This is a genomic window from Actinomyces sp. (genome assembly GCF_030530635.1).
In the GTDB taxonomy this organism is placed as follows: Bacteria; Actinomycetota; Actinomycetes; order Actinomycetales; family Actinomycetaceae; genus Actinomyces.
The window spans coordinates 1-21,897 of record NZ_JAUMUL010000060.1; the positions used below are offsets into that span (position 1 = coordinate 1).

The 21,897-nt window shown below is 69.9% G+C and carries 20 protein-coding genes; 9 read left to right on the forward strand and 11 right to left on the reverse strand.

Going from position 1 to position 21,897, the window contains the following annotated elements:
* The 3 genes from Q4A20_RS12105 to Q4A20_RS12115 all read left to right on the forward strand — a co-directional run.
* Window positions 1-999, forward strand: a 999-nt coding sequence (locus tag Q4A20_RS12105; RefSeq protein WP_303123296.1) for a Mur ligase family protein, incomplete at its 5' end; no start/stop codon positions are given.
* The gene (locus tag Q4A20_RS12110; protein ID WP_303123298.1) at window positions 996-1,754 is read left to right on the forward strand and encodes a type 1 glutamine amidotransferase; all 759 of its coding nucleotides are present in this window, start codon (window positions 996-998) and stop codon (window positions 1,752-1,754) included. The genes Q4A20_RS12105 and Q4A20_RS12110, both read left to right, overlap by 4 nt.
* A gap of 6 nt (window positions 1,755-1,760) precedes the next feature.
* Entirely contained in the window at window positions 1,761-2,252 is a 492-nt protein-coding gene (locus tag Q4A20_RS12115; protein WP_303123300.1) for an NUDIX domain-containing protein, read from the forward strand.
* 138 nt (window positions 2,253-2,390) lie between these two features.
* Here Q4A20_RS12115 and Q4A20_RS12120 read toward each other — a convergent pair whose 3' ends face one another.
* From Q4A20_RS12120 to Q4A20_RS12160, 9 genes are all read right to left on the reverse strand, one after another.
* Window positions 2,391-4,169: an ABC transporter permease subunit gene (locus tag Q4A20_RS12120; RefSeq protein WP_303123301.1), complete on the reverse strand. Its 1,779-nt coding sequence runs from the start codon at window positions 4,167-4,169 to the stop codon at window positions 2,391-2,393.
* Complete coding sequence (locus tag Q4A20_RS12125; protein ID WP_303123302.1) at window positions 4,166-5,281, reverse strand: ABC transporter ATP-binding protein; 1,116 nt, start codon at window positions 5,279-5,281, stop codon at window positions 4,166-4,168. Before Q4A20_RS12125 ends, Q4A20_RS12120 begins: the two co-directional genes overlap by 4 nt.
* Window positions 5,282-5,452: 171 nt before the next feature.
* Window positions 5,453-6,163 carry a TetR/AcrR family transcriptional regulator gene (locus tag Q4A20_RS12130; RefSeq protein ID WP_303123304.1) on the reverse strand — a complete coding sequence of 237 codons (711 nt, stop codon included), beginning with the start codon at window positions 6,161-6,163 and terminating at the stop codon, window positions 5,453-5,455.
* 336 nt (window positions 6,164-6,499) lie between these two features.
* The gene (locus Q4A20_RS12135) at window positions 6,500-7,102 is read right to left on the reverse strand and encodes a hypothetical protein (protein ID WP_303123306.1); all 603 of its coding nucleotides are present in this window, start codon (window positions 7,100-7,102) and stop codon (window positions 6,500-6,502) included.
* Between the two features lie 108 nt (window positions 7,103-7,210).
* Window positions 7,211-7,711 carry an NTP pyrophosphohydrolase gene (locus Q4A20_RS12140; RefSeq protein ID WP_303123308.1) on the reverse strand — a complete coding sequence of 167 codons (501 nt, stop codon included), beginning with the start codon at window positions 7,709-7,711 and terminating at the stop codon, window positions 7,211-7,213.
* Between the two features lie 268 nt (window positions 7,712-7,979).
* Window positions 7,980-8,582: a hypothetical protein gene (locus tag Q4A20_RS12145; RefSeq protein WP_303123310.1), complete on the reverse strand. Its 603-nt coding sequence runs from the start codon at window positions 8,580-8,582 to the stop codon at window positions 7,980-7,982.
* 127 nt (window positions 8,583-8,709) lie between these two features.
* Window positions 8,710-10,362 carry a Tox-REase-5 domain-containing protein gene (locus tag Q4A20_RS12150; RefSeq protein ID WP_303123312.1) on the reverse strand — a complete coding sequence of 551 codons (1,653 nt, stop codon included), beginning with the start codon at window positions 10,360-10,362 and terminating at the stop codon, window positions 8,710-8,712.
* A gap of 78 nt (window positions 10,363-10,440) precedes the next feature.
* Complete coding sequence (locus Q4A20_RS12155; protein WP_303123314.1) at window positions 10,441-10,689, reverse strand: hypothetical protein; 249 nt, start codon at window positions 10,687-10,689, stop codon at window positions 10,441-10,443.
* 68 nt (window positions 10,690-10,757) lie between these two features.
* On the reverse strand, window positions 10,758-11,240 hold the full coding sequence (locus Q4A20_RS12160; RefSeq protein WP_303123316.1) for a YbaB/EbfC family nucleoid-associated protein: 483 nt from the start codon (window positions 11,238-11,240) through the stop codon (window positions 10,758-10,760).
* A 300-nt stretch (window positions 11,241-11,540) separates the two neighbouring features.
* On the opposite strand from Q4A20_RS12160, the gene Q4A20_RS12165 reads away from it, so the two are divergent.
* The 3 genes from Q4A20_RS12165 to Q4A20_RS12175 all read left to right on the forward strand — a co-directional run bounded on the left by Q4A20_RS12165 (window position 11,541) and on the right by Q4A20_RS12175 (window position 15,463).
* The gene (locus tag Q4A20_RS12165) at window positions 11,541-11,906 is read left to right on the forward strand and encodes a FeoA family protein (RefSeq protein ID WP_303123318.1); all 366 of its coding nucleotides are present in this window, start codon (window positions 11,541-11,543) and stop codon (window positions 11,904-11,906) included.
* A gap of 65 nt (window positions 11,907-11,971) precedes the next feature.
* Window positions 11,972-14,083 carry a ferrous iron transporter B gene (locus tag Q4A20_RS12170; RefSeq protein ID WP_303123332.1) on the forward strand — a complete coding sequence of 704 codons (2,112 nt, stop codon included), beginning with the start codon at window positions 11,972-11,974 and terminating at the stop codon, window positions 14,081-14,083.
* Between the two features lie 150 nt (window positions 14,084-14,233).
* Window positions 14,234-15,463, forward strand: a complete 1,230-nt coding sequence (locus Q4A20_RS12175; RefSeq protein ID WP_303123320.1) for a diacylglycerol kinase family protein — start codon at window positions 14,234-14,236, stop codon at window positions 15,461-15,463.
* A 47-nt stretch (window positions 15,464-15,510) separates the two neighbouring features.
* Here Q4A20_RS12175 and pheA read toward each other — a convergent pair whose 3' ends face one another.
* A complete protein-coding gene (gene pheA / locus Q4A20_RS12180) occupies window positions 15,511-16,467 on the reverse strand; it encodes a prephenate dehydratase (protein WP_303123322.1) in 957 nt (318 codons plus the stop codon).
* Between the two features lie 63 nt (window positions 16,468-16,530).
* On the opposite strand from pheA, the gene Q4A20_RS12185 reads away from it, so the two are divergent.
* Window positions 16,531-18,816 carry a hypothetical protein gene (locus Q4A20_RS12185; RefSeq protein ID WP_303123324.1) on the forward strand — a complete coding sequence of 762 codons (2,286 nt, stop codon included), beginning with the start codon at window positions 16,531-16,533 and terminating at the stop codon, window positions 18,814-18,816.
* A 75-nt stretch (window positions 18,817-18,891) separates the two neighbouring features.
* On the opposite strand, the gene Q4A20_RS12190 is transcribed toward Q4A20_RS12185, so the two are convergent.
* Window positions 18,892-19,737 (reverse strand): glycosyltransferase, encoded by an 846-nt coding sequence (locus Q4A20_RS12190; RefSeq protein ID WP_303123326.1) that lies wholly within the window; start codon window positions 19,735-19,737, stop codon window positions 18,892-18,894.
* A gap of 542 nt (window positions 19,738-20,279) precedes the next feature.
* Between Q4A20_RS12190 and Q4A20_RS12195 the strand changes: the two genes are divergently transcribed.
* Together Q4A20_RS12195 and Q4A20_RS12200 are read left to right on the forward strand one after the other, a co-directional pair.
* Window positions 20,280-21,146, forward strand: coding sequence for a sensor histidine kinase KdpD (locus Q4A20_RS12195; RefSeq protein WP_303123328.1), 867 nt, complete (start codon window positions 20,280-20,282; stop codon window positions 21,144-21,146).
* Window positions 21,146-21,865, forward strand: coding sequence for a response regulator transcription factor (locus tag Q4A20_RS12200; RefSeq protein ID WP_303123330.1), 720 nt, complete (start codon window positions 21,146-21,148; stop codon window positions 21,863-21,865). The genes Q4A20_RS12195 and Q4A20_RS12200 overlap by 1 nt, the downstream gene beginning before the upstream one ends.
* Window positions 21,866-21,897 lie beyond the last annotated feature (32 nt).

Sequence of the window (21,897 nt, forward strand, 5' to 3'; positions counted from 1 at the left end):
CGCGACCAGCTCGACCGCTTCGGCGAGATCGACTACACGGCCTCCCTGCTGCGCCAGGCCGCCCTGGCCGCGCGTGATGTGGTGGTGGTCAACGCCGACGATCCGCGCCTGAACGGGGACCGTTTCCTCACCGGCCTGTCCGCCCGCACCGCCGCCTTCGCAGTGGGTCCTTCCCTGCGATCGGTGTTCCTGTCCGACGACGACCTGCGTACCGAGCAGGCGGACGACGGCGCACCCGGCTCCGCTTCCACGCCCGGAACACTCGCCGCCTCAGCGCCAGCCGCCCCCGCCGATGCGGAGCCTGACGCCGCCCGCACCGCCGACGCCGCCTCCCCCTGCCCGGCTCCGCGCGTGCGCCTGGTGGCGCTGGCCGACAACGAGGCCACCATTGAGGTGGACGGCTCCGAACACCGGGTCGCCTTCGCCATCCCGGGCATCCACAACGTCCTCAACGCCTGCGCCGCCCTGACCCTGGTGCTGGAGGTGCTCGGGGAGCGGGCCGATCTGCCCCGCCTGCTGGCCACCCTGTCCGAGATCCGCCCGGCCTTCGGCCGCGGGGAGGTCATCACCCTGGACGGGCGGCCGGTGCAGCTGTCCCTGGTGAAGAACCCGGCCGGCTTCCGCATGAGTCTGCTGTCCGCACCCACCGCCGAGGCCGACGCGGCCCAGGCCGACGAGCTGATCATGATCGCCATTAACGACGAGTACGCCGACGGCCGCGACATGTCCTGGCTGTGGGACGTGGACTTCTCCTCCCTGAAACAGGCCGGGGTCGCCGTCGTCACCGGGGTGCGCGCCTGGGACATGGAGCTGAGGTTGCGCTATGACGAGGTGCCCGTCGGCATGGTCGAACCGGACCTGGCGGATGCGCTGGATGCCCTGCGTGAGCGGGCCGCCGCCGAGGACCGCCCCATGCGCATCTACACCAGTTACACCGCCATGCTGGCCCTGCGCGCCCGCCTCGGGCACCTCACCGAAGTCGAGGAGGTCATGAAGTGAGCCCCACCGTCTACCCCCACTCCGGCGACGGTCCCGCTCGCGGCCGCATCCGCGTGCTGCAGCTGTACCCGCGGGACATGAACATTTACGGCGACTGGGGCAATCTGCTGACCCTGGCCCGCCGCGGACAGTGGCACGGCTACGACGTCGAACGCTTCGCCTACAACCCCGGAGATGAGCTGCCGCAGGAGGTCGACCTGGTGTTGGGCGGCGGCGGCCAGGACTCCGGGCAGGAGCGCATCAAGGACGACCTGGTCCAAATCGGCCCGCGCCTGCGGCAGTGGGCGGATGAGGGTGTGCCGATGCTGGTCATCTGCGGTCTGTACCAGTTGTTCGGGCACCGCTTCATCACCGGCGAGGGCTCCGAGCTTCCCGGCATCGGACTGCTGGACGCCCAGACGGTGGCCGGGCAGGGGCGGCTGATCGGCAATATCGTGCTGGACTCCCCCGAGTTCGGCCGGGTGGTCGGCTATGAGAACCACTCCGGGCTGACCACGCTCGGCCCCGACGCCGAACCGCTGGGCGCGGTGCGCTTGGGCGACGGCAATAACGGTAAGGACGGCGTGGAGGGCGCCCGGTTCAAGCATGTGATCGGCACCTACCTGCACGGCCCGCTGCTGCCGAAGAATCCGGCCGTGGCCGACTGGCTGCTGCAGCGGGCGGTCGAGTTGCGCGGTGGGTCCTGGGACCCGCTACCGATTGACGACGCCGACGCCCGCCGTGCCAGCAACGTCGCCGCCTCCCGGCCGAGGTGATCGGTCGTGGCCACGCCTGAGTTCATCGTCTCCCTGAGAGAGAAGATCGGGCATGAGCAGCTGTGGCTGCCCGGCGTCAGCGTGGTAGTGGTGGCGCCGGACGGGCGGCTGCTGCTGGGGCGACGCTCCGACAACGGCGCCTGGGCGGTGGTCTCCGGCATCCCGGAGCCCGGGGAGCAGCCTGCCGTCGCGGCCCGGCGCGAGTGCCTGGAGGAGACCGGCGTCGACGCGGAGATCCTCGGGGTGGCCGGGGTGAGCGCCGGTGCGCCGATTACCTTCCCCAATGGCGACCGCTGCGTGTTCATGGACATCACCTTCGCCGCCCGGGCTGACGCGGCCGCGGTGGCGCGGGCTCGCGTGGCCGATGAGGAGTCGACGGCGGTGGGCTGGTTCGCACCGGAAGCTCTGCCCACCCCGCTGGTGGGCTCCACCCCGGGCCGCATCGACGCCGCCCTGGCGTGGCTCGCCGACCCGGTCTCCGGCGCCCGCTTCCAGTGACGCGGTGCGCAGAGTCGGCGTCACCCCCTCAGCCTCTACTACGAGCTTTTGCACCCTGGTGTGCGGACATTTGCTGCGCACCAGGGTGCAAATGCTCGTAATGGATCGCAATGGCTCGTAGTGGACGGAATCAGCGCCTCATCCCACCAGGTCCCGTCTGCGTCCGGCCACGGCGGCAACGGCCATCAGCGCGACGGCGAGCACCAGGCACGCGCCCGGACCCGCCCAGTGGTCGGCGGCGCCCCAATGGGGTATTGACCCGGCCGTCCCGGCGTCCTGCACGGGCAGCGACGGCACGTGGGTGAAGGGTGAGAGATTGAGTAGCCACTGCGGCACCCCGGGTAGGGGGCCGAGCAGGGTGATGCCCACCATGAGCGCGTAAGCACCCCATCCCAGTGGGCGGGTCAGCCGGGGAGCCAGTGCGTGGACGGACAGCACCAGGGCCCCCGCCAGGAGGCAGGCGGATACCGTGGCGAGGGCGCCGACGACGATCCCGTGGACCAGCACCCATGGCCGGGCTGCGGCGTCGGAACCCGACATCACCAGAACCGGCACCGCCGTCCCGGCCAGGGCCACCGCGGCGGCTACGACGAACAGCGCTGTGCCGAGTGCCACCGCGCATGCCCTCGCCGCCAGCCACCTGCCTCGGGAGACCGGTGCGGCCAGGACCGTGGCCATCGCGCCCCGTCTCTCCTCGGAGATGGCACCGGCTCCCAGGGCGACGGCGCAGGCGGCCGCAGCCGGACCGAGGTAGCCGATGATCATCCCCAGGTAGGTCTGAACGCCCAGGCTGTCGCCGAACCAGACCTGCATGGCGGGGTTGTCCTCCACCAACTGTTGGAAGGACTCCTCAATGGTGGAGGCGAAGAGCCCGTAGGTGGCCCCGTAGGCGATTCCCAGCCCCGCGCACCAGCCGCGTGCGGCCGCGGTGGTCCGCAGGGCCAGGGCCACCGGGCCTGCGGGCCCACGGCGTCGGTGGCGCACCGGGGCGCCCGTCCCCAGGAGCCCCTCCCCCAAATCGCGGCGGGCGTGCAGGGCGGCGCCGCCTCCCGTCAATACTGCGGCCCCCACGGCCAGGAGGAGGAGCGGCAGCCAACGCGTGTCCACCCAGACACGCGTCTGCTGAACCAGGCCCATGGGGCTGAGCCAGGACAGGAAGGAGGCATCCTGGTCGGCGTCGCCCATGCCGCGCAGTGCGAACCAACCCAGCACCAGCAGAATCCCGGTGCCGCGGGCGGCCCGAGCCGAAGCGGTGACGGCCCCCAGGAGCAGACCGGCGCCCGTCCCCCACAGGCAGGCCAGCCACAGCCCCAGCGCCATGACCAGGGCTCCGCCTGCTTCCAGCCCTCCGGCCAGTACGGCCAGGGCGCTGAGTAGGGCCAGCGCCGTCGCGGACACCAGACCGGAGACCAGGGCTGCGCGTGCCGCCTCGCCGCGTCCTACCGGGTGGGATCGGATCAGCTCACCGGGTCCGGCGTCCTCGTCGCCCCGAGTGCGTGAGATGGCCGTGAGCATCCCCATGAGGCAGCCCACGGCGGCCACCCAGCCCATGGCCTGGGCCGCGAAGAGGGCCGCCAGGCCGGGGTCGGCACCCTCGAGCCCGAAGCCGGGGCCTGTGAACAGCCTGGCGGCCGGCGTCGAGTACACCAGGGACGCCGAGCGGCGATCCGCCGCCGTGGGGTAGGCGGCCCTGAATACCAGAACGCCGTATAGGGCCAAGGCTCCCGCGCCCAGGGCCCAGGCGGCCGTGGCGCGTCGGTCGCGCCGCAGGGTGAGGCGGGCGAGCGGGGTGAGTAGCGCCGGCCGGGCCTTTCGGCGCCGAGAGGGCTCCGAGCCGGCGGGCGCGCTCGGCGCGGCGACTGAGATCGGCTCGGAGCGGGCGGCGCGAGCGGCCGGCGGGGTCTGGTCGGTGGTCATGACGCCCTCCCCGTCCCGTTCCGCAGGTCAGCGGCCGGACCGGCGTTTCCGCCGTCCCCGGGACCGGTTTCCTCCGCACCGTCGGCGGTGACGGGGTCGTAGTGACGCAGGAAGAGCTCCTCGAGGCTGGGCGGGGCGGCCGTAAGCGAGCGCACGCCCAGGGCGGCCACGGCCTGCATGACCTGTGGACTGTGGGCCGAGTCCATACTGAAGGTGATCTCCCAGCCCGTCTCCCCGGACCCCGGGGCGTCGGCGCCCGGGCGCGAGGCGGTGCCGCGACGGGTAGCGTCGGCAGCGCCGGTCCCCTCCGCCCGCGCCGCCGCCTCGTCCAAGGGGTGGAACACCAGGCCGTAGACGCCCTCCTGGCTGTCCAGTCCGGCCGGGTGCTCGGCGACGACGGCGTGCACCCTGGTGCGCAGTAAGGAGCGGATGTGGGCGAGTGTGCCCTGCTCCACGGTGCGTCCGGCCCGGATGATGGTGACGGTGTCGCAGAGCCTGTCCACCTCGGACAGGATGTGGGAGGACAGCAGTACGGCAGTACCCCGGTCGGCGGCCTCGGACACGCACTGGCTGAAGACCTCCTCCATGAGGGGGTCCAGACCCGAGGTGGGCTCATCGAGGACCAGGAGTTCCACCGGCTGGCTGAGGGCAGCGATGAGTGCCACCTTCTGGCGGTTCCCCTTGGAGTAGGCGCGCACCTTCTTGGAGGGGTCCAGGTCGAATCGCTCCACCAGTTCGTGGCGGCGTCGCACAGCCCGCGCCTGGTTGCCGCCGGGCCGCAGCGAGGCGAGTGCTTCCAGGGTCTGGGCGCCGGTGAGGCCGGGCCACAGGGCCACGTCGCCGGGCACGTAGACCAGGCGCTCGTGGAGGACGGCGGCCCGCGTCCAGGGGTCGGCGCCGAACAGGCGCACGCGACCGCCGTCGGCCCGGATCATGCCCAGCAGGATCCGCAGGGTGGTGGTCTTGCCGGCGCCGTTGGGGCCGAGGAAGCCACTCACCTCACCCGGCGCGAGCGTGAGGTCCAGCCCGTCGAGTGCTCGGGTGGCGCGGCGGCCGCGGCCGAAGGTCTTGGTGAGGTCGTGGATGTCGATGATGGGAGCGGTGGGACTCATGGGTCCGTCACCCTTCTGCCTGCTTTCAGGCGCACTGGTTCAAGGTGGTGATTTCAACGTGTCCGATAAGGGGTTCCGGCGCCAGTGCCCGGGCGCGCCGGGGTGGTGTCGGCGCGGCCAGGAGCGGCGGGCCGGCGGCCGCAGGGGACCGTGCAGTCCGGCGGCCGAGGGCTACTCGGTCGCCTCGGACCGGCCGGACGGCGGCTGCTCGGGTGGTTTGGGGCCGGCGGAGGAGCGCCGGCCCGTGCGGGCCGCCCGTATGTATTCCGTCAGCGCCGCGGGACTGGTGATCAGGGGCGTGGAGTAAAGCTCGGCCGCCACCGGCCCGCTCCACTCCTGGAACTCGCGGATCACCGCCTCCACGTCCGTGGGGTCGCTGGCCGCGTACCGGGTGAAGAACACCAGGGCGCCGAAGCCGGAGTAGACGAGGTAGCGGACGCGCTCGAATTCGTCGGCGGAGGGGCTGATGAACCCGCCGTCGACGCCGGCCCTGAGCAGCTCCACGGTGTCGGCGATCAGGGAGTCGAGCAGGGAGGCGACGAGCGGCCCGCCCTCCATGACGCAGCGCAGGGTGTAGGCGGAGGCCGGGAGGTACTCCTCGGCCCGCGCCATTTGGGAGAGCAGGTCCACGGGGCCGCCCAGTACCTCGGAGTCCTCCGTCTTCTTACGCGCCAGGCGCAGGACCTCCTCGTCGCAGGCTCGGCGCAGCCCCTCCTTGGAGCCGAAGTGGTGGGTGATGAGGCCGGCGGTGACCCCGGCGTCGGCGGCGATGGCACGCAGCCCGGCTCCGAAGCCGTCCTTGGCGAATCGGACCATGGCGGCGTTGCGGATCCGGGCCACGGTGGACAGATCCGGGTTGATGCCGGCGGACGGGGGACACATGCACTCATCGTAGGCCGGACCCCGGTGGGAGTAGGTCGGCGCACGGGCCGATGGGGGCCGCACGCGGCCGTCGCCGCGTGGCGGACGGGGGCTGTTCCCCACCCATGGCCACGCAGCACTATACGCATGACCAATATGCTATACAGTCGTTCAACGGAGCGCAAGAGTCTCCGGCGCACAAGAACCTCCCGCACGAGGGACCTCCCGTGACGGCAGGGCGACCATCATGCCGTTTACGCCGTTCGGCCAACCGTTGGCCGGGTCAGACGTCGATTATGCGCAGCAGTTCGGGTCGGGGAGCCGGGCCTTGAAACCACAGTCGGTGGGGGCGGGTGTTCAGGTGTTCTTGGGCCAGGTGTTCAGGATGGTGGGGTAGGTGTCGGGGGTGCCGTAGGTGAACACCGCACCGTTGGCGGTGGGGTAGGAGGCCGTGGCCAGAGCGCCGGCCTGCGCCCAATGCGGTGAGGAGGCGGGGAAGAACAGCTTCCACCCCTGCACATAGTCATACGGCTCAGGATGATCCTTAACAGGATGACCCCGACGCCGAAGGGCACCGATCTCCGGCTCCAGGATGTCCGCGCCCATGGCGACCAGACGATCAGCCAGGGACTCATCTCCGGTGAGCAGATCAGCGAACTCACTACTATGGAAATCAAGCTCCACGTGGCCCTTATCGGGCTGCCAGCCACCAATCGCAATGCTGATGGAGGCGCCGTCGGCCCGGTCCACATCCCCGGAGAACAGTGAGAACCTGACACCGGACAGGTCGGGCTTGATTTTGGTGTGCATGACGTCGAGGAACTCCTCCAGGGTGGTGATCTCCGGGTTCGCCGCGGCCTTCGCCTTGACGTGATTGGCTTGCCGCCACGGGTCCAGGGTGGGATGCAGACCCCGCAACCGCTGGATCAGCTCCCAGGACCGCGCAGCCTCGGCCTCCATACGCCCCTCCTGGCCCGGACGGTCAGTCCTGAACGACAACGTCCACTTCACAGTCATGTCCAGCACCATACCGTCGGTGGTGAGGCCTTGAGCAGGGCGCTGGCCGGGTCAGACGTCGATTACGCGCAGTAGTTGGGGGTCGGGGAGGCGGGCGTTGATGATGTAGTCGCGGAAGACGGGTACGGCCTGCTCGCCGGTGAAGACCTCCTCGGGATGAAGGCGGATGGTGTAGGGCTCGGGCGAACCGTTGTCCCAGGACAGCGGCACCCACCGGTCCGGGTCCGCGATGGGTTCACGCGCCAACACGTAGTGGGTGTAACCCCCGTCCGGGTCGGGTACGCGGGCCTCGATCGTCAACGCCCGATTCGACCCAGCCGCCTGCATATACCGCATCCGCTCAGGATCATCGTCGGGAAGGTCGTCGGGGACATCGATACCCTCCGGCAAAGGCTGAACCCCCAAAGCAAACCGAGGACCCCCGGTGAGGAATGTCGGGTAGGTCAGCTGCCTTTCCAGCTGATCGGCGATCATCTCCGGAGTCTGCGGTCGCGTAAAAACCTCAAGCCTTCCAGACTTACTTTTGACCGTCCAGGTAACGTAGTTGCTCATTTTAGGATATTCCTTAATGTGCTCAATGTTGTGGGCTACTGCTTGGGTGCCCGTAGTGTCATTGTCTCGGTGATTTCGATGATGCGTCCGTCCGGGAGCTTCACCCTGGCTGGGTTGTCCGGCGAGACCAGATCGTCGAATGCCTTCTGTTGTCCTCCGTAACGGGCGCTGCCCGACTTGACCTCGACGGGAGGCACGCAAGGCAGAGCGGCCCGCACCCGGGGTGTGTCGGTGCCGGGTGCGGGCCGCCCTGTGCCGGGGCGGGTGTTCAGGTGTTCTTGGGCCAGGTGTTCAGGATGGTGGGGTAGGTGTCGGGGGTGCCGTAGGTGAACACCGCACCGTTGGCGGTGGGGTAGGAGGCCGTGGCCAGAGCGCCGGCCTGCGCCCAATGCGGTGAGGAGGCGGGGAAGAACAGCTTCCACCCCTGCACATAGTCATACGGCTCAGGATGATCCTTAACAGGATGACCCCGACGCCGAAGGGCACCGATCTCCGGCTCCAGGATGTCCGCGCCCATGGCGACCAGACGATCAGCCAGGGACTCATCTCCGGTGAGCAGATCAGCGAACTCACTACTATGGAAATCAAGCTCCACGTGGCCCTTATCGGGCTGCCAGCCACCAATCGCAATGCTGATGGAGGCGCCGTCGGCCCGGTCCACATCCCCGGAGAACAGTGAGAACCTGACACCGGACAGGTCGGGCTTGATTTTGGTGTGCATGACGTCGAGGAACTCCTCCAGGGTGGTGATCTCCGGGTTCGCCGCGGCCTTCGCCTTGACGTGATTGGCTTGCCGCCACGGGTCCAGCGTGGGGTGCAGACCCCGCAACCGCTGGATCAGCTCCCAGGACCGCGCAGCCTCCTCTTCCATGCGTTCCTCCTGACCCGGACGATCCGTCCTGAACGCAAGCTCCCACTTCACAGTCATCGGTAGGTGTCCCTTCCCCCGTGTTCCTTGTCTCGGCTAATGGTATCAAAGGTGAATGCGCCGGTGTGGGTTAGAAGTTCGGTGGGGTGTGCACCAACTCAATCTCGGCGGGGAATCGTCCTTTGCTTTGGAGATCTTTGAGCAGTTCAAGCATTTCGGGTTCGGCCAGGTGCCAGCGTATAGGCGTATTGGCGCCAACAGCCTTCACCGCCCGCACCTGCCGCTCCGCACCGTCTACCAATTCGTCGATTACGTCTGGGCCGAATGGGGTTTTGGTGAGGTCGTAGTAGAAGCCCTTGGCGTCGTGGAGGATACCGTCGGAGAAACAATCGAACTCCACACCATCAACAATGTAGGACTCCTCCACGGTCACCCCGGAGACCTGCTCCTCATACGCCTGGGAACGATTCGACCCGTGGTTCTTACCCGGCCCCCACTCGCCCGGACCACCATCACTAGCACCACGAGTGGGCTTACGCACACCCGGATAATGCTTCCCATCCCGCGGCGCATACAGGCAATCAGCACCCTTACCCCCACGCGGACGCCCACCACCGCTGCCGGTTCCCGTCCCGCCTCCTTTGGGTCGGGAGGGGGTGCTGGAGGCCCGAGATGCCCAGGGCGTCGTGTGGGGTGTGGGGCCGCCGGTGGTGGCCATGGCCGTGGCGGGGCGGGGGGTGGCGTTCCTCAGGCCGTCGGCGAGGTCATCCATCAACGTGGTAGCCCGCTTGAACACCTCCCCCAGGCTGGAGGCGGACTTAACCACCGCGGTGACCTCACGACGCAGACGAACCGCCCACTTGGACACATCCTTTATCAGTGAGGGCGCCGCCCAAATCGCCGCCACCCCAGCAGTCGCGAAGGTGACCGCCAACTTAGTAGTCAACTTCGCCAGAACATCAGCGATCGCATCACGCACCATGTCATGCACGACCTGCACGATCACCGACGCCACCGTCAACCCCTTGGAGATCGCCCCCGCCAGTGACGCCGCCAACGACAACCGCACCGCATTATCCAACTGAAACGACTTATACGCACTGACCGCTTCGGAGGACTGCCCACCCAACCGCACCCGGACCGAGTCGGTCAGATCCGTGCTGCACGTATCCAACTTAGTGGCGATATTCGACCACGTCCCCGCACCCGCAGCCACCTGCCCCGGATGACCAGTGAACTCATACAACCAAGTCTTCAACGGATCCAGATGCTCAATCACCCACCCAATCGCACTGCCCAACACCTCACCAATCGGATCCAACACCAACGCCGCCGCATCCGCCGCCGTACCAAACCCCGCAAGCGCGTCATCCACCCACGAATCCGTCTTCAACGCATCAACAACATCCCTACCGTCCTCAACCAAACGCAACCCCGACAACCCCGTCGAAGTCTCCTGCGCCTGCACCACCAACGGATTACCACCGGCGTAGCCGCCACCCGAAAAACCACCGGTACCGCCCCCATACTCCCCAGCAGGCAAACCACCACCGACACCCGCACCCGCACCGGTGCCGAAGGTGCCGCCCCGGCCACCGAAACCACCACCATCACCGCCGCCGAAGCCACTACTACTACCAGCACCACCAGCAGCCGTAGCCGAAGAAGCAGCCGTAGCGGTAGCAGTGGCAGTGGCGCCGTCGCCGCCGGCGACAGCAGCGGCGGCGGCGGCGCGCCGACTCCGGGTGTAGTCATCACCCAGCATCTCGTCGTATTTGTTCACAGGGACACCCTCCAGTTCAGGCCACTAACAACAGGTGCGAAGCCGATCTCCTCACCCGGACACACCGCCGCACCGCGGCTACCAGCCGGTCAGCGAATGAGCACCCGTAGCCGACTCCGCATCAGTCTCATCCAGCTCCTGCGCCACCGCGCGCAGATCCATACCCGCACCCTCCACACTCTCACCCACAGCAGTCACCGCCGTATTCACAGCCGTAGACAACAGCGCATACGCCGGCACACCCGCATCATCAGCCACACCCAGCGCATCACCACCACCCGAACGCAGCACATCGGTGTCAACCTCAATACCATCCGCCACAACCATCACTCCCACACATCACCAGTAGCACAACCACTTACGCCACCACAGCCCAACACAGCACCGGCGCGGCCTCAACGCCGCCCCGGCCCTTTCGGATCGCCCCACTGCGCAGGCCGCACCGGCATGGGCGTCACCATCCACGCCGGCCGCCCACCAGAAGACGCATCACCAGCAGGTCGCGAGCCCGCATCCCCACCAGTCCCGCCGACCCCGGCACCGGCGGCGGACTGCTCATAATGCTCCAGCACCTGCCTACCCAGAGCAGAATCCGCACCCAACGTCTCATCAACCACCAGCCGCACCTGCTCGCCCACCCGCCTGCGCGCATCAGCCAACGCCCCCATCACCGCATCCGACAAACCCCGCAACGACAGACCCTCACTGGCAGGCAGGAACGTAATCCCCAACAGCCGACCCGCCACATCAACCTCAACACTCACCTCACGCCCCCGAGAAGAACCCTTGACCCGAATACCCTCAGCCCGCTCCCGCAACCGCACAGCCGCCCGCGCATCACGCCGAGACCGCTCCACATCCGCACGAATACGCGCCAAACGCTCCTCAAGCGAAGCCTCATCCCAACCCACACCCGCGACGACAACGACCCCATAACCCCCACACCACCCAAACCCCATGTGACAATCACCACAAACCACCACCGAGGCCACTGCGCACGGCGGTCAACACACGCTATGTGGCCCCGACCGCAGGATTTCCGTTGGTGCTTACCACAGCCTATCTTTGACTGCGCGAGTTGGCGTCGGCGCCCACCCCGCATGGCGACCCGTCCGGTTGACCCGGGCCTGCACGGACCGACCCGCACCGCGAGAGTCACCAGGACCAAGGAGTCAGACATGGCCGCATCCGCCACGGCCGCGACAACTCGATCCGGGCCCGCCGCCTCGATCGTTCCCCTGACCACCCTGCGACGCGGCACCCACGCCCGCATCAAAGCCGTATCCGCCTCCCGCGGCGAGGCGCTGGCCCGGCGCCTGACCGACCTCGGCTTTGAGCCCGGACGCCTAATCGAGGTGGGCCGCCGCGCCCCGCTGGGCGACCCGACGGTCTACCATGTGGCCGACTATGAGATCAGCCTGCGCCGTCGCGACGCCGCACTGGTGTCCGTGGAGGTACTGGCGCCCGCCTCCGCATCCGCCTCCGTGCCCGCTCCCTCGGAACCCGCCCCACAAGCACCCGCCGCACCGGAGACCGCCGTATGACCACCACCGTCCAAGCCGACACGGCCTCGGGCAAGACAGAGATCGCCGTAGGGGTTCCCACCGACATGCCCGCCTGCCACGAGTCCTCTTGCCACGGCGGCTGCGCCGCCCACGGCGCCGCCTCCGGCCCCGTTGACGCCGACGCCGCCCGCATCGCCCTGGCGGGCGCCCCCAACGCGGGCAAGACCTCCATTTACAACGCGCTCACCGGCCTGCGCGCCAAGACCGGCAACTACCCCGGCGTCACCGTCTCCCGCTCCCTGGGCACCTGTCGCCTCACCGCAACCGAGTCCGGCGAACACCCCACTGCTCTCACCTTGGAGGACCTGCCGGGCGCCTACTCGCTGGAGCCCATCAGCCCCGACGAGCGGGTCGTGTACGACGTCCTGACCGGCCACTGCCACGGCGTCGCCCCGCCCGACGCGCTGCTGGTGGTCGTCGACGCCACCACCCTGTCCCGCTCCCTGGGCTTCGTCGCCCAGGCCCTCGCCCTGGGCCTGCCCACCGCTCTGGCGGTCACCATGACCGACGAGCTGACTCGCCGCGGCGGCCGGCTCGACGTCGACGCCCTGGGCGCGGCGCTCGGCGTGCCCGCGGTGCGGGTGATCGGCAACCGCGCCACCGGCATCCCGCAGCTGCGCCGCACCCTCGCCTCCTGGCGCGACTGGTCGCGCGCCCCCATCGCGCCGCCGACCAGCGGCCCGGAGCGCACCTCCTGGGTGACCTCGATCCTCGCCGCCGCCGACTACACCGCTCCCCAAAGGGACTCGCGTACCGCCGCCGTCGACCGGGTGCTCCTGCACCCGCTGTGGGGCACGCTGGTGTTCTTCGCGCTCATGTTCGCCTTCTTCCAGGCGATCTTCACCTGGGCCGCCCCGCTCCAGGACGCCGTCGAGGCCGGCTTCGGCCTCCTGGGCGACGCCGCCCACGCCTGGTTGGACGGCCCCGCGCCCCTGCTGGCGGGGCTCCTGGCCGACGGCGTGATCGGCGGCGTCGGCGGGGTGCTGGTGTTCCTGCCGCAGATCGCCATCATGTTCCTGCTGATCGCCCTGATGGAGGGCGTGGGGTACATGTCGCGCGCGGCCTTCCTCATGGACCGGGTGATGAGCCGGGCAGGACTGGAGGGGCGCGCCTTCGTGGCGCTGCTGTCATCCCTGGCGTGCGCCATCCCCGGCATCATGGCCACCCGCACGCTGCCCAGCGCCAAGGACCGTCTGGCCACCATGCTGGCGGCGCCGTTGATGACCTGCTCGGCGCGCCTGCCGGTCTACATCATCATGATCTCCCTGCTGGTCGGTCCCGAACAGCGCATTGGCCCCTTCGGGGCGGCGGGCACGATCATGTTCGGCCTGTACCTGGCCGGGGCGGTGGCCGCCATGCTGGCCGCCCGGGTGGTCAAGCGCCTGACCGACCGGGACGGCGTGCTGTTGCCCTTCTACATGGAGATGCCGCCCTACCGGCTGCCGCGCGCCCGCACCATGGCCCTAATGGTGTGGGACGCATGCAAGGGCTTCCTGAAGAAGGCGGGCACCATCATCCTGGCGGCCACCATCCTGGTGTGGGTGGGGCTTAATGTGCCCGCCCGCTCGGAGGCGGAGTTCACCGCCCACTGCGATGCCAGCGCCGAGTGCGCGGCGATCGCCGACGCCGTGGCCGATCCCGCCTCCTCCACGGTCCTGGGCGACGACGGCGCGGCCGTAACCGACCCCGAGCAGCTGCAGGTGCTGCTGGACGCCCAGCGCACCAGCTACACCATGGACTCCTCCCTGGCGGCATCCATCGGCAAGGCGATTCAGCCGGTGTTCGAGCCGCTGGGCTTCGACTGGCGCATCAATGTGGCGGTCATATCCTCCCTGGTGGCCCGGGAGACGGCGGTGGCCACGCTCGGTCAGATCGCGGCCGCCGGGAACCCGGAGGAGCCGGGCGCCCAGTTGGCGGCCATGACCTACTCCGAGGACACGCTGGTGGCCCGTGCCGGCGAGCCCCTGTTCAACCCGGCGACGGTCGCGGCACTGCTGGCCTTCTTCGTCTTCGCCATGCAGTGCATGGCCACGGCCGGGGCGATCCGCCGTGAGACGGGCACCTGGAGGTGGGCGGCGATCGCCTACGGCTATCTGTTCGTGCTGGCCTGGGTGGCCGGGGCCGCGGCCCACGTAGTCGTCGCCGCCCTGACCTGAGCACGCATCACCGGCGCGGTCGCGAACCGCACGCACCGCTCCGTCCCACATCCGCAGTGGTCATCCCGCCGCCGGCTGACATAGCAACGTCCCCAAACCGGAAGGTCCCTCTCGGGTCCATGAGCGCGCCCTGACGGTACCCTTGGGGTCATGACCGCCGGCATCGACCCGGCGCCCGTTGCCGCCGTCGTAATCAACCCCGCCAAGCCCGCCGCCACGCGCCCTGTCCGGCATGTACTTTCCCATGCTCTGCACCAGGCCGGCTACCGCACCGTCTGGCTGGAGACATCCGCTCAGGAGACCGGCGCCATGCAGGCCCGGATGGCGGTCGCCTCCAGCGCTCGGCTCGTGGTTGCGGCGGGCGGCGACGGTACGGTGCGCTCCGTCGCCGCCGGGGTGGCCGGAACCGGCGTCGACATGGCGATCATGCCGCTGGGAACCGCCAATCTGGCGGCTCGCAATCTTGGGCTGCCATTGCGGCGCTACGCGGAGTTGGCGCACGTAGCGGCTACGGGGCGGGCATTCCCGACCGATCTGATGTGGGTGCGCTCCGAGCCCGCGGGTCATACCGGGCCGCTGCCCGCTGCGAATCTGGAGGCACCTAGGGACTTCGGCACCGCGTCCGACGCGGGTGATGCCGACATCGCCGAACCGCCGCAGGGTTGGGCCCGTCCCACATTGGGCGGTGAGCACTCCTGCCTGGTGGTGACCGGCATGGGCTTCGACGCCGGCCTGGTTGCCTCGACGCGTCCAATCTTGAAGGAGCGCCTGAGTTGGGGCGCGTACGGGCTCGCGGCACTGGAGAACCTGGGGCATCCTCGCATGGACCTGGTACTGGGGGTACAAGACGCCACTCTGGCCGCCGTGGCACAGGTCTCCGACGTTTCCGCTCATGCCGCTTCGGGCACCGCCGTTCCCGACGCCGACGGGGATGGCTCCGGCCCTCCGGGTGCCGCACGGGAAGGGATAGATCGGACGATCGCCGTCGTTCCCGAATCTCCTCCGGCGTCATCGTGGCCGGTGCGCACCGAGCGGATGACGGCACGCACACTGCTGATCGCCAATGGCGGGCGACTGCCAGCGGGGATCACGCTTCTGCCGCAAGCGCGTCTGGACGACGGCCTGGTCGACGTCGCGGCGATCGACACCCTGCATGGGCTGTGGGGCTGGGCGTCATTGGCGCGGCAGGTGCTGCCGCCGCGGCCGGCATCCTACTCCGCGGGCCGCGCCGCCCAGGTGCTGCTGCGTCGCGGGCGGGAGGTGACCGTGCGGCTGGACCGGGCTACCGCCCTTGAGATCGATGGGGATCTGGTGGCCCCCACCCGTGGCATCCGGGTGCGGGTCCAGGCCGGGGCCCTACGGGTGCGGCGCCCCGCATAACACGGGTGCGGCGCCCCGCATGAAACAGCTGCGGCGCCCCGCATGGCTCACAGGGTGCGTCCGGCCAGCACATCGGCGACCCAGGAGCGGGCCACGATGAAGTCCTTATCGCTCGTGCCGGCGGGGACGACGACGGGCAGCGCGTCCAGCCGCGGGTAGGAGCCGAGGAACCGCAGGAAAGGGCAAGTGCGGTGCAGACCGATGAAGGCCGCCTGCACACGCTCCTCGCGGATGTGGCCCTCCACGTCGATGGAGAAGCGATAGCGTCCCAGGGAGTCGCCCACGGGCCGGGACTCGATACGAGTCAGGTTCACGCCGCGGACGCTGAACTGTTCGAGCATGTCCAGCAGGGCCCCGGCCCGGTTGTGGGGCAGCTGCACCAGCAGGGTGGTCTTGTCGGCCCCGGTCGGCTCGCCGACCCGCCCGGGGCGAGACACCTTGACGAAGCGGGTGACGGCGTCGGGGTTGTCTGCCACGCCCCCGGCGATGATGCTCAGGTGGTACTGCTCGGCGGCGAGCGGATTGCATAGCACCGCCTGGTAGTCGAGGGCGGCGGCTGCGGCGGCGTCGGCCTCGGCCAGGGCGCGGGCGGGCGCGGAGGTGGAGGAGCCCTCGATGTAGACGGCGCCGGGCAGGTGCTGGTGGACCCAGCCACGGCACTGGGCCCAGGCGTGCGGGTGGGTGGAGATGGCGTGCACATCCTCCAACCGGGTGCCGGGGCGTCCGGCCAGCACGAAGGTGATGGGTACGGCCATCTCGGCGGCAATCACCAGGGGCGCGCCGGCCACGAGGTTGTCGAGCGTGGCATTCACGCCGCCCTCCACCGAGTTCTCGATGGGGACGACGGCGGCAACCGCGGAGCGGTCCCGCACCCGGTCCAGTGCGGTGGGGACGTCCTGGCAGGGGTCGAGGACAACGTCACGGGGGGCCACCTGCCGCAGAGCGGTTTCACAGAAGGTGCCGCCGGGACCGAGGAAGGACCAGATGGGGGCTGGGCTCGTCATGGGCTCAGGCTATCTCGCCAGGCACCGGCCGACGGCCAGAATGCTCCACGTAGGCTGGGCGGTATGAGCGAGCCCGCGCGTATCCGCCGTCGTCCGTCGCACTTGGCCGCGGTATGGGCGACGGCATTGGCCGCGGCCGTGGTTGTGATGGTTGGCGTCGTGCTGGGCACGGCGGCTGCGGCCTGGGTTGTTCCGGCATCGGGGCGTGTGCACGCGGCGCCGCCTGTGTCAACCGCCGGCGACCGCGCCGCCGCTCCGCTGGTGGTGCTGGGCGTAGACGGCCTGTCCTGGCAGTCGCTGCGCGAAATGTCGGTTGACGCCGATGCTCGGCTGGCCGGTGCGGCCGCCACCGTCCTGGAGTACGCGTCAATGAATGCCCCGGTCAACCTGGTACAGCGCACAATCGGGGAGAGCTCCTGCCCGGCGGACGGCTGGCTGACGCTCGGCGCCGGGACGCGCGCCCGCGCCGACGCCTCCCATCCGGGGGCGCCATGTTCCGCAGGCGCCTGGGCCGACGCCGTCGCACTGGCCTCCGCCGACGGTTACGGCGCCGAGCCGGGGGCGCTGGCACGGGCACTGGATGCGGCCGGGGCGAGCTATGCGGCCGGCGGTGACGGCGCCGTCCTGGCACTGACCACCCCGGCCGGATCGCCCGCCATAATCGAGCCCGGCGCCCTGCAGGCGGCCGACCCCACCGGTCTTCCGGATCTGACCCTCATCGACCTTATGGGCGCCGACTCCATCAGTGACTCCGCCTCCGCCCCAACTACCGGCGGCTCCGTCATAACCGCCGCCGCACAGTCCCCGGCGGGGCGGGCCGTCACGGCATTGGCGAACACGCTTGAGGACCTGGCGGGGCGGGCGCGCATCGTCGTCGTCTCCGTGGCCGATCCCCTGGATCCCTCCCCGCAGTTGGCGATCCTGCCTGCGGGCACCGCCTCCGCACGCGGCAGCGTCGACGGTACGTTGATCGGCCCGACCACACACCGCCCCGCCCTCATCCAGCTGACCGACCTGGCGCCAACACTGCTGGCAGCCGTCGCCGGGGGCGACGCCGTGGCCGCCTCCGGGCTGGGCGGTGGCGTGCTGACGCTGCCGGCCACCCCATCCACAGGTCCCGGGAGCACAACCGGCCCCGCCTCCGCCGCGCAAACCGGCCGCGTGGCGGCCCTGGCCGACGACGCCGTTCATGCCGTCGCCTCCAACCGTGCTGTGATCCCGGTTACCCTCGCGCTGCTGGCGGCGGTGCTGGTGCTGCTGCTCGCCGCCGGTGCGTCCCTGCGGCGTCCCAACTCGGAGTTGCCGGCACGGCTGGGGCCGGTGTCCGGTTGGGTGGCCGCGCTGCCGGCTGGGATCTGGTTGACCAATCTGCTGCCGTGGTGGCGGGCCGGGACGTGGGCGCCGACGGTGGCGGCGCTGGGCGGTGCCGCCTGGGCGCTGGGACTCGCCGGCGTCGCCGGGCTCGCCACCCGATTGGGGCGCGTGGAGCCGCCGGGAGTGGCGCTACTGCTGGCGGCATCGGGACCCGTGGTGATCATGGCCGACGCCGCCTTGGGCGCCCCGTTGGGGTTCAACGGGCCGCTGGGTATGAATGCGGTGGTGGCAGGGCGTTTCTACGGGGTGTCGAATACCGCCTTCGCACTGGCGGCGGGGGCGCTGGTGGTGGTGTTGGCCGCCGGAGCGGACAGGTTCGCCGTGGGACGTTCTCACCGACGCCTGACGGTGGCGGCGGCCGTGGGTGTTCCGGGACTCGCCGTCCTAATTGTGGACGGCGCCCCGTCTCTGGGCGCCGACGTCGGTGGCGCACTGACGCTCATTCCGACGCTGGCGGCGTTGGCCGCAGGTCTGGCCGGGGTACGCCTGGGGGTGCGGCGCTGGTTGGGTGTCGGGGCGGCGACCGTGGGCGCGGTGGCCGTCTTCGCGCTCGCCGACTACGCCACCGGTTCCCGCACCCACCTGGGGGGCTTCGTGCAGCAGGCGCTGGATGGGAGCGCGGGCGGGACGCTGATGCGCAAGGCGAATGCGCTCATCGCCCCGTTCCTCACCAGCCCGTTGGCACTGTCCGCGCTCGTAGTAGGCGTGGGTGTCGCCGTCGTCGCCGTCCGCTGGCTGCGGCACACGGTGCGCGAGATCCGATCCGGGCGGGGTCCCTACGCGTGGCTGACGAGCACGCCGGCACCCGAGTGGTCGATACCGGCGCTGCGAGCTTTGGCCGTACTCATGGTGGTAGAGGTGGTCGTCAACGACTCCGGTCCGACCATGCTCCTGTTCTCATTGGCGGCCGCATTGCCGGCGTTGGTGGCGCAGCTGCTCAAGCAACCTGAAATCCGATCGGCTTCGCTCCGGTAACCGCTTCAGGCGCGGCGGCGGAACCCAGCTGTTTCGGCATCACGGGCTGTTCGTGCATGTGGGTGTGGGCGGTGCTCAGGCCTGGTCTGTGGCGGACCGCTCATCCGCCCCGGCGCGGTAGGCGCGGAAGGGCAGCTGGTCGCGGACGGCGTCGTCGTCCATCCTGTCGGCCGGCACGCGGACCCGGCGCAGGCGGCGAGAAGTCACGGCGCGCACCACATCCTTGTACTGGGCGGCGCGGTGCATGCGTCCGGCCCGGTCGTTGCGGGAGACGCGGTGGGTGATGTCGCAGGGAACTTCGATCACGGTCATGCCGGCCACCAGCACGTCGATGCTCAGCGCCACCTCAACACCCCAGCCATCGGCAAGCGGCGAGGCCGCCTCGTAGGCGGCGCGGGTGATACAGCGCTGCCCCGACAGGGGGGCGACGGGGGCCCAACCGGTTGCGGAGGCGATGGCGGCCCGAGCGGCGCGCACCACGCGCCCGCGTCCGCTGGCCCCGGCCTGCTTAGGCGGGACTGCGATGGACATGTCGGCGACGCCATCGACGATCGGGGGGACGAGTTCGGCGCACGCCGCGGCGGAGTCACCCAGGTCCGCGTCGATGAATAGCAGCAGACGCGCCGGGCCATCCTCGTAGTCGCGCATGGCCACCACGCTCGCGCCGGTCTCCAGGGCGGAGGCCTTGCCTCGTGAGACGGCGTGGCGGACGGTGACGGCACCGGCCGCGCGGGCGTGCTCCTGGGTGCCGTCGGTAGATCCGTCGTCGACGACGACGACCAGGTCGACCCGGGGGATGGCCCGGCAGGCGCGCACTGTGGTCGCCACGCGTTCGGCCTCATCCTTGGCCGGGATGACAACGGCGACGCGCTGGTCGGCGAGCGGGCGGGGGTGCGACTCAGATGGCGGCGTCGGGCTCACAGACCCAGGGTAGTCATATGTCCGGCGAAACGTTCTCAGGGTGGACGCCGTCGAGTCACAGTCCAGTCTCACGATGCGGACAGCAACCTGCGGCGGCGACCACCCTCCTGGCCATCCGCCCCGGCAGCTCAGGATTGTGGGCACGGCCACACTGAAGACCCGGAGCGACACCCCTCCCACCGCTCCGCGGCCGCGCAGGCCCGCGACAGCAGGTAATACAACGAGTTCCATGACATCGACGCGAGTTAAACGTGCGTCAGAGGACTTCAGTCCCGATCTCGACAATGTAACCATGACTGAAACAATTTGCTTCCATCTCCGCGGCTCTTTAGTGACATAGGTCACAGAATGATATGCCGGAAAGTGGCATGGTCGCGTCCAAGGGCACGTCAAAGGCGACGGGTCCCCACCGTCGGTCTCCCCGCCGGCCCCACCCTACATGGCGGGCCCGGGGGGACGCCGCCGAGTCAATAGCTCCCGAATCTTCCGCCGGGGCACCCCCGGGCGAGGCGGGGCACCAGTTACCCGGGCATGATGAGTACATGAGCGCCTTCCTGAATGTGTCCGTCGGCTGGGCCCTGGTCGTGGCCACAGTGGTGGCCACAGTGCTTGCGGCGCGCTGGCGCCGGGCGCTCGCGCGCGTCCGCCGAGACAACACCCTCCTGCGGGAGGCCGCACAGCGCCGCTCCACCCCGCGGGACATTCTCGCCCACGAGATCCGCACACCCCTGGCCCTGATCAGCGCCTCCGCCGAACTGCTCGCCGAGGAGACCCCGGGCGACTTGAACGAGATTCAGCGCCGCTTCGTGACCACCATCCTCGACAACGCCCGCGACGCCTCCCAGATGGCCGAGGACTTCCTCACCGAGGCGCGCCTGGACCACGAGGTCCGTTCTCTGCGCCGCGAGCGCGTGGAGTTGCGCGGCCTCGTGCGCAAACTCATCCAGGAGATGCGCCGGACCGCCCGCACCACCATCCGCCTGGAGGACCACGGGAGGCCGGTGCGCGTGGACGCCGACCGCGGGCTGCTGCGCCAGGCGGTCGCCAACACGGTGACCAACGCGCTGCGCCACTGCGATGACGAGCCGGTGACGGTGCGTATCAGTGCCGACACCGACGACGCCCTCATCACCGTCATGGACGACGGCGTCGGCATGAGCGTTCAGGAGCGACGGCGCGCCTTCACCCCCTATGCGACCTCCAACCCCCTGACGGCGCCGTCCAGCCGCGGCGCCGGCCTGGGCATGATGGTCACGCAGCGGATCATGGAGGCCCACGGCGGGCGGGTGCTGATCGATACGATCGCCGCTCGGGGCACGACGGTCTATCTGACGCTGCCGTTGCACCCCGACGGCGCCCGAGCCGGCTCCCCCGCACCGGACACGGCAGCTACGAATGGAGCACCATGATGACCGATACCGCCTGTGGACGGCGCACCCCGAAGCCGGTGGCGCTCGTCGTCGACGACGAGCCGCAGATGCTCTACGTGGTCGCCTTCGCGCTGGAGACACAGGGCTTCGAATGCCTGACCGCCCCCGACGCCCAGGCCGCCTGGGAACTGGCCTCGACCCGCGACCTCGACCTGGTGGTATTGGACGTCATGCTTCCGGGCGGCTCCGGAGTCGACCTGTGCCGCCGGTTGCGGGGCACCGGCAACCAGGTGCCGATCATCCTGCTGACGGCCATGCGGGACGAACCCGACCGGATCGCCGGCCTGGAGGCGGGCGCCGACGACTACGTCACCAAACCCTTCTCACCCCGCGAGTTGGCGCTGCGGGCACGTGCGGTCACGCGGCGCACCGGTTCGGGTCCGGATGCGATCACCAACGGGCCCCTGCGGGTGTCGACGGCGACCGGCCGGGTCTCCTGGTCCGGGCGCAACATTCCCCTGCCGGACACCGAGGCCCGCCTACTGGCCGCCCTTGCGCGGCGGCGCGACGCCGTCGTCACCTGGCAGGAGCTGCTCAACGAGGTGTGGGGCACCAGCGACGACTCCGGTGGCCGGGAGATGGTGCGCACCACCGTCTACCGGCTGCGACGGCACCTTCAGGCGCATGCGGTGCCCGCCGACGTCGTCGTGGCGGTGCGCGGGCGCGGCTACCGCATGCCGGCACCAGAGCGGGACTGAGCAGAACACAACCGCGCAGGGCAGGGCACAAC

Coding starts and splice junctions, on each gene's coding strand:
- Q4A20_RS12145 (WP_303123310.1), bottom strand. CDS start 8,582: ATGGAAGAGGAGGCTGCGCGGTCCTGGGAGCTGATCCAGCGGTTGCGG.
- Q4A20_RS12125 (WP_303123302.1), bottom strand. CDS start 5,281: ATGAGTCCCACCGCTCCCATCATCGACATCCACGACCTCACCAAGACC.
- Q4A20_RS12200 (WP_303123330.1), top strand. CDS start 21,146: ATGACCGATACCGCCTGTGGACGGCGCACCCCGAAGCCGGTGGCGCTC.
- Q4A20_RS12135 (WP_303123306.1), bottom strand. CDS start 7,102: ATGGAGGCCGAGGCTGCGCGGTCCTGGGAGCTGATCCAGCGGTTGCGG.
- Q4A20_RS12185 (WP_303123324.1), top strand. CDS start 16,531: ATGAGCGAGCCCGCGCGTATCCGCCGTCGTCCGTCGCACTTGGCCGCG.
- Q4A20_RS12170 (WP_303123332.1), top strand. CDS start 11,972: ATGCCCGCCTGCCACGAGTCCTCTTGCCACGGCGGCTGCGCCGCCCAC.
- Q4A20_RS12130 (WP_303123304.1), bottom strand. CDS start 6,163: ATGTGTCCCCCGTCCGCCGGCATCAACCCGGATCTGTCCACCGTGGCC.
- Q4A20_RS12120 (WP_303123301.1), bottom strand. CDS start 4,169: ATGACCACCGACCAGACCCCGCCGGCCGCTCGCGCCGCCCGCTCCGAG.
- Q4A20_RS12140 (WP_303123308.1), bottom strand. CDS start 7,711: ATGAGCAACTACGTTACCTGGACGGTCAAAAGTAAGTCTGGAAGGCTT.
- Q4A20_RS12175 (WP_303123320.1), top strand. CDS start 14,234: ATGACCGCCGGCATCGACCCGGCGCCCGTTGCCGCCGTCGTAATCAAC.
- pheA (WP_303123322.1), bottom strand. CDS start 16,467: ATGACGAGCCCAGCCCCCATCTGGTCCTTCCTCGGTCCCGGCGGCACC.
- Q4A20_RS12165 (WP_303123318.1), top strand. CDS start 11,541: ATGGCCGCATCCGCCACGGCCGCGACAACTCGATCCGGGCCCGCCGCC.
- Q4A20_RS12155 (WP_303123314.1), bottom strand. CDS start 10,689: ATGGTTGTGGCGGATGGTATTGAGGTTGACACCGATGTGCTGCGTTCG.
- Q4A20_RS12195 (WP_303123328.1), top strand. CDS start 20,280: ATGAGCGCCTTCCTGAATGTGTCCGTCGGCTGGGCCCTGGTCGTGGCC.